Raw genomic sequence first — 2415 nt, 5'->3', positions numbered from 1 at the left:
GGGCTCGGGTGGCATTCAGCCGCAACTGGGCTTAAGTTACTCAAGTTCGAATAAGCGCATGGGGGCTGCGGGTATTGGCTGGTCACTGGCGGGTATGTCTTCGATAACACGTTGTGGTAAGTCACACTTCTACGATGATTTAGGGAGTGACTATGTTAGAGACGTTCAGCTAGATAGTAGTGATGCATTTTGTGTAGATGGGCAGCGATTGATTGAGGTTGTTGGGGGTGTGTATCGCACAGAGCAAGACAGCTTTACAGAGTATGAGCTGATAGGGTCATTAGCGTCTATCACAGGCTTTAAAGCAACCACTAAGTCAGGTGAAACCCACTACTATGGTAATCTCAATTCTAGTACGTCAGCGATTCAGTATGTGTCATCGGCACTGACAGACAATCGTGCAGTGGCTAACACTTGGCTGCGTAGCAGTATTGTAGATACCCATGAGAACACCATTCGTTACAAGTACACGTCGCCAATAAATGACATCAATAAAGAAGCCTTACTAAGTAGCATCGAATATGGTGTGACAAAAGTTGAGTTGAACTATCAAACGACGGATGAGCCGTTGTATGGCTATCGTTTTGGTGCACCTTATCAACGTACACACGTAATTGACTCGGTTGTAATCAGTAATAACAGCAATGAGATACGTAAGTACGATTTAACCTATGAAGACAATGAAGCTGCGCGTTATTTAGGTAAGGTAGAGGTGTGTCAATTTAATCGCTGTGCCTACCCACTTAACTTCAACTGGCCTAATGATGCATTGCTATCAGGGGCGCTTGTTTATAGTGAATCACGCAAACGTACGGTTGGCTTAGGTAAGCCTGAGTATCTTAATGCCTTGGTAACTGCGGACTTAGACGGTGATGGTCACAGTGACTTAGTATCTTACAATGGTAAAGGCACATGGCGAGTCACTTACGGTGATAACCTTGGCTATGATTCGATAGCGTTACCGAGTCAAGACGAAGATTACCGTCCAAAGGCAATTGCGTCAGACTTTAATGGCGATGGTCGTGCAGATGTGCTGGTTTCCTCTAAATCAAGCAGTGGTGTGTTTAAGTGGTATTTACTGCATCAAGAAGGTGAGGTGACAACCAGCACTGAGTGTACCACCACTTACGAAGATATTGACTTTGGTGAATTCAAGCCTATCACGACATGCTATCCCAAAACGCAAGTCGGTGAGCTGATTTATGATGAAATCACGGCGCTTGCGGGTGAGAACAAAAATATACAGCCTGCGGATATTGATGGTGATGGTTTACTGGATTTGGCCTATGTTTCTGGTTATGACTATGTGTTCTATAGACTCAACACGCTGAGCAAAACAGGTGTTGTTGGTTTTGATACATCGAAAGCGGCTTTGAGGATTTCAGATGTTAAATCACCTTTGTATGATAAAACCGACGCTGAAGGCCGACGTCCAAGCTTGAGTTTTAGTGACGCCAATTGGGGGGATGTCAATGGCGATGGCTTGTCAGATATCATCGTAGAAGTTGAAGTTGGTGTGGTAGATGAAGAGGATGGACCTGAGCTGGAAGGGGCAGAATTGCACTATGCGATAAACCAAGGTAATGGCCACTTTACGCCTGTTTACACGGGGTTAGTTGAAGATGATAGTGATGGTTTTGAAAATGTACAGCTAATCGACTTTAATGGCGATGGCTTACAAGACCTGCTGTACCATAACTTTGGTAAGTGGTATGTAGCACAAAGTAACGGTGCTGGGTTTGAGCCTGTAAAGGATGTGTTTGGTGAGGCTGTTGCAGCAAAAGATGTGATGGCGGTCAATCTTGATAAAGACTTTAAAACCGAAATCATTAGCTTTAAAAATCCAAGAGCCCCGAGAGTTTATAAATTTGATGCTAAGGAAAACAGCTTTGTTGATGTCACAGGGCTTGGGTTTGTGCGTGAAGACAGTGATACCGTTAAAGACTCTTTCCAAGCGGGCGATTTTAACGGCGATGGTGCCATTGACTTTATGCGCGTGCGTTATGAGCAAGACAACGTAACAGGGCATATCTTTGAGTATAATAGTTCATACGTACTAGAGCGCACCATAACAGGTATACGTTCACGTGCCGGTGATACCAACATTGGTTATAGGCCGTTGACTGATGACGAGGTGTATGAAGGACGTGTTGAAGCCCAATTCCCGATTATCTCAGCCTCAGGGGCAGCCTATGTGGTATCAAAGGTAATCAGTACAAATCCGATTTCTGGCTTGAATGGTCACAATAAGACCGCCAGCGTAACGTACAAGTATGCCAATATGGCGTTTCATGGTCAGGGGCGTGGTTATTTAGGGTTTGGTAAGTTAACCACGATAGATAGCCGTGATGATGACTATGACATGGTTACAGAGACGGTGTACCACCAAGGGTTTGATGAAGACGAAACCGGGGT

General features: G+C 44.8%; 1 protein-coding gene. It reads left to right on the top strand.

Going from position 1 to position 2415, the window contains the following annotated elements:
- A partial coding sequence (locus HG263_RS22065) for an FG-GAP-like repeat-containing protein (protein WP_171628228.1) occupies positions 1-2415 on the top strand: 2415 nt, incomplete at both ends.

It is taken from the genome of Pseudoalteromonas caenipelagi, assembly GCF_013140855.1.
In the GTDB taxonomy this organism is placed as follows: domain Bacteria; phylum Pseudomonadota; class Gammaproteobacteria; order Enterobacterales; family Alteromonadaceae; genus Pseudoalteromonas; species Pseudoalteromonas caenipelagi.
Note: the sequence above shows the minus strand (reverse complement) of the source record. Positions and strands in the feature narration are given on the sequence as shown.